Below are 7,050 nucleotides of genomic sequence, written 5' to 3' on the forward strand. Positions count from 1 at the left end.
GAGGTGCGTATGACCAGCGGGCCGTTCGGGATCAAGGGGGACTGCCACAACTCTACGAGGTCGTCCATCTTGAGGACACCCTTGTCGACCATCTTGCGCAGATTGCCGGAGCTGTAGCCATCCTTGAAGTCGCCGACGCCGGAGGCCCAGGTGGTGCCGGCATCGAAGGTGCCCTTCAGAACTTCAAGGACAAGCTGTTCATGGCCGCCGCCGAAACCGGTCGACGCGAAATAGCTCTTCACATCCATGCCGATGTCTTTGGGCAGCGAGGTGACCGGGACCAGGTAGCCGGAAGTCGAATCGGGATCGGCGAAACCGAGTTTCTTGCCCTTCATGTCAGCGAGTGTCTTGATGCCGGAATCCGCACGGGCGACCATAACCGAATGGTAGCCGGTCGAACCGTCGGTCTGGACCGTCGTCAGGATCGGCTGAACCGCGTCCTTGTTCTCGAGGTAGACCTTGGCGTAGGCGGAAGCGCCGAGTTCGGCATAGTCGAGCGTGCCGCCGAGCAGACCCTGGATGACGCCGTCGTAGTCGGCGGCCGGGAACAGCGAAACTTTCTCGACGCCGAGAACTTGCTTGATGTGGTCGGCGAAGCACTGGTAGTTGCGCAGACGGTCGGCTTCGTTCTCGCCGCCCAGAATGCCGACGCGGAATTCCTTCAGATCCTGTGCCTGGACCGAGCCCATCGCCATGGCCATGACGGAAACGGCACCGAAAAGTATCTTTCTAAACATCTCGTCTCTCTCCTGTTGGTCCCGGCATCGCGCCGGCTGCGTTGGGATATGATGCCCTTGACGCGGGCTGGCGATCCAGGTCGCTCAGTAACCAGGAAAGGCTGGCTCAAGCGGTCCGGCGGATGCGGCGATTTTTTGCTTGATGATGACACTGGTCGAGGTGATGGCCTCGGAGATTTCGCCGCCGCTGCTGTCGGCGCCGTAGACCATGCGCACGGCCTCGCGGTTGAGCTCTTCCGGCGGGCCGTCGAAGACGACCTTGCCGGCAGCCATGCCGATGATACGGTTGCAATAGGTGCGGGCCGTGTCCAGCGTGTGCAGGTTGGTGATCACGGTGATGCCTTCGCGCAAATTGATATCCTGCAGCGAATCCATAACCACCTTGGCGTTGAGCGGATCGAGTGACGCGATCGGCTCGTCGGCGAGGATCACCTTCGGCTGCTGCATCAACGCGCGGGCAATGGCGACGCGCTGCTGCTGGCCACCCGACAAGGTGCCGGCGGCCTGCAGCGCGGTGCGGGCGATATCGAGACGCTCCAGCGCTGCTATCGCCTCGGCTCGTTCCTCGCGGGAGAAGATGCCGAGCAGGTTCGACATGGTGGAGCGGTGATTCAGCCGGCCGAGAAGCACATTGGTCAGCACGTCGAGGCGCGGCACCAGGTTGAACTGCTGGAAGATCATGGCGCAATCGCGCTGCCAGCGCCGTAGTGGCGAACCGCGCAGCTGGGAGACCTCGGCGCCGTCAAAAAAAATCGACCCCTGGCTGGGATCGATGAGACGGTTGATCATGCGAAGAAGGGTCGATTTGCCGGCGCCCGAACGGCCGATGACGCCAACCATCTGACCCTGCGGGATCGCGATGTTGATGTCGCTGACGGCAGTGTTCTTGCCAAATCGTCGGGTGACACCGCGGATTTCGAGCGTGGCGGAATTTGCTGGCATGGGGGCAGGTTCCAGGTCCGGACCATTGATCGTCAGGCTCTCGCCTAGCGCAGCCACATGAACCTGCCGTGTCGCGGTGATGTCAGTTTTGTTACGCTCCACAGGCTGGAGTCTAGTGTCGACCCTGGGTCAGCAGTCGAAGGTGATTTGGAACGCGGGCCTGGCGAGCTGGTGCCATCAAGCGTTCCAGACAAGGGCCGTCATGGCGCCGATGCTGGTGTCGAGAGGCATGTCATGCGGATAGTAGGGGCCGGGGCGGTTTGTGATAATGCCCCGCTGCCCCGCGTCAGTGACCGCCATTCCTGGACGTCGCTATCCACCATATTTCTCTAGGAACGTCTCGGCCTCAAGCTCCCGGAAATCATCCAACGCGGCGCGCAGCCTTGCATGGTCCCAGTCTCACCAGGCGAGCGCCTGGTAGCGTTCGGCCGTGCGGCGATCGAAGCGCTCGCGGATCGGTTTGGCCGGCACGCCGCCGACAATGGTATAGGGCGCGACATCTTTCGAGACCACCGCACCCGCGCCGACCGCGGCGCCATCGCCGACGGTGACGCCGGGCAGGATAGTCGAGCCGTGACCGAGCCAGGTGTCGTGGCCGATGGTGACGCGTTTGGCGCGGCGCTGGGCGAAGAATTCTGTCTCGTGCTCGGCATCGTCCCAGTAGTCCGAGGCGCGATAGGTGAAGTGATGCAGCGTCGGCCGCCAGGTCGGGTGGTTGGTGGCGTTGATGCGAACGCTGGCCGCGATGTTGGCGAACTTGCCGATCGTCGCGCACCAGACGGAGCAGTCCTGCATCATGTAGGAATAGTCGCCGAGTTCGCTTTCCGAGACCCGGCTGCGGTCGGCGATCTCGGTCCAGCGGCCGAGCGTCGAATTCTGTACATCCGCCGTCGGGTGGACCAGCGGCGTCTCGGACAATTTCCTGGTCATGCGGCGATTTTTCCGGACGCGAACGCGGTGACGTCGATGATGCGGTCGGCAACCGCCTCGCGCACGTCGTGGTCATGGAAGATGCCGAGCAGGGCGACATCAGCCGCCTTCTTGGCGGCGATGAGTTCGATCACGACGTCGCGGTTCCTGGCGTCGAGCGAAGCGGTCGGTTCGTCGAGCAGCAGGATCGGATGCTCGGTGATGAAGCCGCGCGCGATGTTAACGCGCTGCTGCTCGCCGCCGGAAAAGGTCGCAGGCGGCAAAGCCCAGAGTTTCTCCGGCAGGTTGAGCTGTGCCAGCAAGGCGCGCGCCTTGCCGCGGGCAATCTCGCGATCCTCGCCGCGCTCGACCAGCGGTTCGGCGACGACATCGAGCGCCGAAACGCGCGGCACGGTGCGCAGGAACTGGCTGACATAGCCGATCGTTTGCCGGCGCACCGCAAGCACGGTGCGAGGGCTGGCGGTGGCCAGGTCGATCAGCCCGTCATCATGCGTGACGATGATCTGGCCTTCGTCGACGGCGTAGTTGCCGTAGAGCATCTTCAGGATCGAGCTCTTGCCGGCACCGGACGGGCCGCCGAGCACGGTGCATTCGCCGGCCCTGATCGAGAACGAGACACCGGCGACAACAGGCAGTTTGATGCCGTCACGCAGATGCATGGTGAAGCTCTTGGCAACGCCGGAAACAACGAGCGGGGTTGCCATCAGAAGGTTCTCCAATCGTCAGTCGTTTGCGTCATCGTCAAACCTGCAGAATCGAGGAAACAAGCAATTGCGTGTAAGGCGCGCGCGGGTCGTCGAGCACGCGGTCGGTGAGACCGCTTTCGACGACGCGGCCGTCCTTCATCACCATCATGCGCTGCGACAAAAGCCGCGCCACGGCAAGGTCATGGGTGACGACGATGGCCGCCAGACCAAGATCGGTGACCAGACCGCGCAGCAGGTCGAGCAGGCGCGCCTGGACCGAGACGTCGAGGCCGCCGGTTGGCTCGTCCATGAACACCAGACGCGGGCCGGTGACGAGGTTGCGGGCAATCTGCAGGCGCTGGCGCATGCCGCCGGAAAAGGCGCGGGGCTCGTCGTCGATGCGGTCCTCGTCGATCTCGACGCGCGATAGCCAGTCGACGGCGGTGGCGCGGATCTTGCCGTAGTGGCGGTCGCCGACCGCCATCAGCCGCTCGCCGACATTGGCGCCGGCCGACACCGTCATGCGCAGGCCGTCGGCCGGGTTCTGGTGGACAAACCCCCAGTCGGTGCGCATCAGGAAGCGGCGCTCGGCCTCACTCATGCGGTAGAGCTCGCGGAACTGGCCGTCGCGCATGCGGTAGCTGGCGCTGCCGGAGGAGGGCAGCAGCCGCGTCGACAGGCAGTTGAGCAATGTCGTCTTGCCGGAGCCGGACTCGCCGACCACAGCCAGGACTTCGCCCGGCCACAGGTCGAAGGAGACGTTGTCGCAGCCGACGCGCGAGCCGTAGAATTTGGAGAGCGCCGAGACGCGCAGCAGCGGTTCGTCGGTCATTGCGCCGGCTCCATTTTTTCCGAGGCAAGATGGTTCTCTGAAGCAAGGTGGCCGTGATGGCCGTCCGCCCGCCGCTTCTCGCAATGATCCGTGTCGGAGCAGACGAACATGTGGCCTCCATGGTCGTCGAGGATGACCTCGTCGAGATAGACATTCTCGGCCGCGCACAGCGCGCAGGGCTGGTCGAAGGTCTGCACCTCGAACGGATGATCCTCGAAGTCGAGGCTGACCACTTCGGTGAAGGGCGGCACCGCATAGATGCGCTTTTCGCGCCCGGCGCCGAACAGCTGCAGCGCCGGCGAGCGGTGCATCTTGGGATTGTCGAATTTCGGCGTCGGCGACGGGTCCATCACATAGCGGCCCTCGACCTTGACCGGATAGGCATAGGTGGTGGCGATGCGGCCGTGTTTGGCGATGTCCTCGTAAAGTTTCACATGCATGAGGCCGTATTCTTCCAGCGCATGCATTTTCCGCGTTTCGGTCTCGCGTGGCTCGAGGAAGCGCAAGGGTTCCGGGATCGGCACCTGGTAGACCAGCACCTGGCCCGCCGTCAGCGGATGCTCGGGAATGCGGTGACGGGTCTGGATGATGGTGGCGCTGGCGGTGTCGGTCGTCACCGCGACGTTGGCGACCTTCTTGAAGAAGGCGCGGATCGAGACCGCGTTGGTGGTGTCGTCGGCGCCCTGGTCGATCACCTTGAGCACATCGTCTGGGCCGATGATCGAAGCGGTGACCTGGACGCCGCCAGTGCCCCAGCCATAGGGCATCGGCATTTCGCGCGAGGCGAACGGCACCTGATATCCCGGGATGGCGATGCCCTTGAGGATCGCGCGGCGGATCATCCTTTTGGTCTGTTCGTCGAGATAGGCGAAGTTGTAGGTGGCGATGTCGGTCATGATGCGACCTCAAATCCCTTGGCGTAGCGCGCCAGCCGCTCATTGAGCGTGCCCGTGTGCAGTTCGAACATGTGGTTGTCGTCGTCGTAGAAATAGATCGAGCGGCCCTCGCCCTCGACGCGCGGGCGCGGCGGGCGCATGTCGAGGCCGAGCTTGCCGATGCACTCGGCATAGTGGTCGAAATCGGCGTCATCGATCTTGAAGGCGATGTGGTTGTAGCTGCGCTCCGGCAAGGGCTCGCCCTCCATGATGGCGACCCAGATGTCGCCGATCAGGAAGAATTTTTCGCGCGACACCGAGAACTGCTCGGCATCGCTGGCATAGATTTCGCGTGCGTCGAATACGCCCTCGAGGATCTTGGTCATCCGCTCGAGATCGCGGACGATGAAGGTCATGTGGGAAAGCCCTTCGATCATTCCGCGGCCTCCCGCTTCTCTTCGACCTTCACGGGGTTTTGGTGGGCGTCGTGTTCGGCGCGCATGCGGCGCACGAGGTCGAGTTCGGCCTGGAAATCGACATAGTGCGGCAGCTTCAGATGCTCGACGAAGCCGGTCGCCTGGACATTGTCGGAGTGTGAGATGACGAACTCCTCGTCCTGGGCCGCGGCGACGACATCCTCGCCGAGCTCCTTCGCGCGCAGCGCCCGGTCGCAGAGCGCCATCGCCATCGCCTTGCGCTCGCTCTGGCCGAAGACCAGGCCGTAGCCGCGGGTGAACTGCGGCGGCGCCTTGGCCGAGCCTTTGAACTGGTTGACCATCTGGCATTCGGTGATGCGGACAGTGCCGAGCGGGACAGCGAAGGGCAGTTCGGGAACGTCGAACTCGAGCTCGACCTCGCCGATGCGGATCTCGCCGACGAAGGGATGGTTGCGGGCATAGCCGCGCTGGGTGGAATAGCCGAGCGCCAGCAAAAAGCCCTCGTCGCCGCGCGACAGCGCCTGCAGGCGGATGTCGCGCGCCATTGGGAATTCCAGCGGCTCGCGGGTGATGTCGCCGGGGACATGGTCCTGCGGCATGTCGCCATCCGGTTCGATCAAGCCTTCGCGGGCGAGGATGGCCGAAACGCGCGGCATGGCTTGCGCTTCCGTCTCGCGCAGCAAGGGCTCGGCGACCTCGGCCCCCGCGGCAAGCTCGGGATCGAGCAGTCTGTGCGTGTAGTCGAAGGTGGGCCCGAGCAATTGGCCGCCGGGCAGATCCTTGTAGGTCGCCGACACGCGCCGCTCGACCAGCATGGTGGCGGTGTCGATCGGCTTGGAGTAGCCGAAGCGTGGCAGCGTGGTGCGATAGGCGCGCACCAGGAAGATCGCCTCGATCATGTCGCCGCGCGCCTGGACGATGGCGAGCGCGGCCAGCTCCCGATCGTAGAGCGAGCCTTCGCTCATCACCCGGTCGACGCCGAGCGCCAGCTGCTCGACGATCTGGTCGAGGCGAAGCGCCGGCACCGAACGGTCGCCGCGCCGGCGGTCGGCAAGCAGGCTGTGGGCGTTGGCGATTGCGGCTTCGCCACCTTTTACCGCGACATACATCTTACGCCTCCATCGTCTTGATGCGCGTCGTGCGCGGCAGGCAGGCAATGCCGCCTGATGTGACGAGGATGATGTCGACGCCACGCGGAAAGCGCTTGATGTTCTGTTTCCACTGCTCGACGAAATGGCGCGGCATCTGTGCCGGCGCGATCGTGGCGCTGGTTTCGATGCCGGGACCTTCGAGCAACAGCGGCGTGCCGGAGACGAGATCGCCGACTTGCAGGATCAACGTGGTCGAACGGTCGGGATAGTCCTGCGTGCCCTGCGAAAAACCATCAAGCGACATCATCTCGGCCGGGGCCGCGATGAAGGCGAAATGCGCATCGGCCGGTGTGTTGGCCACGGGCGCGCCAGTGTGGAACCCAAGCCAGGATCTGATCGCGGCGGAAGCTTGCAGGGCCTGGTCGAGCCAGAGCGGGGTGTCGTTATCGCACAGCGCCAGTGCGATGGCGCCGGCGGTCGCCGAGAGCGGCGCCATCGCACTGGCGCTGTGCGATAACGA

The 7,050-nt window shown here is 64.2% G+C and carries 8 protein-coding genes and 1 pseudogene; all 9 read right to left on the minus strand.

Annotated elements, in window-relative coordinates; translation table 11 throughout:
* Nucleotides 1–737, minus strand: a 737-nt coding sequence (gene phnD, locus EN964_RS19120; protein ID WP_127276630.1) for a phosphonate ABC transporter substrate-binding protein, incomplete at its 3' end; no start/stop codon positions are given.
* Between the two features lie 84 nt (nt 738–821).
* Nucleotides 822–1,679, minus strand: a complete 858-nt coding sequence (gene phnC / locus EN964_RS19125; RefSeq protein ID WP_127267986.1) for a phosphonate ABC transporter ATP-binding protein — start codon at nt 1,677–1,679, stop codon at nt 822–824.
* A gap of 312 nt (nt 1,680–1,991) precedes the next feature.
* A pseudogene (locus tag EN964_RS19130) lies at nt 1,992–2,609 on the minus strand (DapH/DapD/GlmU-related protein).
* The gene (phnL, locus tag EN964_RS19135; RefSeq protein WP_127267987.1) at nt 2,606–3,313 is read right to left on the minus strand and encodes a phosphonate C-P lyase system protein PhnL; all 708 of its coding nucleotides are present in this window, start codon (nt 3,311–3,313) and stop codon (nt 2,606–2,608) included. Before phnL ends, EN964_RS19130 begins: the two are co-directional and overlap by 4 nt.
* Nucleotides 3,314–3,350: 37 nt before the next feature.
* Nucleotides 3,351–4,127: a phosphonate C-P lyase system protein PhnK gene (gene phnK, locus EN964_RS19140; protein WP_127267988.1), complete on the minus strand. Its 777-nt coding sequence runs from the start codon at nt 4,125–4,127 to the stop codon at nt 3,351–3,353.
* Nucleotides 4,124–5,023 (minus strand): alpha-D-ribose 1-methylphosphonate 5-phosphate C-P-lyase PhnJ, encoded by a 900-nt coding sequence (locus tag EN964_RS19145; RefSeq protein ID WP_127267989.1) that lies wholly within the window; start codon nt 5,021–5,023, stop codon nt 4,124–4,126. Before EN964_RS19145 ends, phnK begins: the two co-directional genes overlap by 4 nt.
* A complete protein-coding gene (gene fosX, locus EN964_RS19150) occupies nt 5,020–5,439 on the minus strand; it encodes a FosX/FosE/FosI family fosfomycin resistance hydrolase (protein WP_127267990.1) in 420 nt (139 codons plus the stop codon). Before fosX ends, EN964_RS19145 begins: the two co-directional genes overlap by 4 nt.
* A complete protein-coding gene (locus tag EN964_RS19155) occupies nt 5,436–6,548 on the minus strand; it encodes a carbon-phosphorus lyase complex subunit PhnI (protein ID WP_127267991.1) in 1,113 nt (370 codons plus the stop codon). The genes fosX and EN964_RS19155 overlap by 4 nt, the downstream gene beginning before the upstream one ends.
* A 1-nt stretch (nt 6,549) precedes the next feature.
* The coding region (gene phnH, locus EN964_RS19160; protein ID WP_127276632.1) for a phosphonate C-P lyase system protein PhnH at nt 6,550–7,050 on the minus strand (501 nt) is incomplete at its 5' end.

The sequence above is a fragment of the Mesorhizobium sp. M7A.F.Ca.CA.001.10.2.1 genome, from assembly GCF_003998575.1.
Lineage (GTDB): Bacteria > Pseudomonadota > Alphaproteobacteria > Rhizobiales > Rhizobiaceae > Mesorhizobium.

Excerpts from the sequence above, each read along its gene's own strand:
- phnC (WP_127267986.1), bottom strand. The coding sequence starts at position 1,679 with ATGCCAGCAAATTCCGCCACGCTCGAAATCCGCGGTGTCACCCGACGA.
- phnL (WP_127267987.1), bottom strand. The coding sequence starts at position 3,313 with ATGGCAACCCCGCTCGTTGTTTCCGGCGTTGCCAAGAGCTTCACCATG.
- phnK (WP_127267988.1), bottom strand. The coding sequence starts at position 4,127 with ATGACCGACGAACCGCTGCTGCGCGTCTCGGCGCTCTCCAAATTCTAC.
- EN964_RS19145 (WP_127267989.1), bottom strand. The coding sequence starts at position 5,023 with ATGACCGACATCGCCACCTACAACTTCGCCTATCTCGACGAACAGACC.
- fosX (WP_127267990.1), bottom strand. The coding sequence starts at position 5,439 with ATGATCGAAGGGCTTTCCCACATGACCTTCATCGTCCGCGATCTCGAG.
- EN964_RS19155 (WP_127267991.1), bottom strand. The coding sequence starts at position 6,548 with ATGTATGTCGCGGTAAAAGGTGGCGAAGCCGCAATCGCCAACGCCCAC.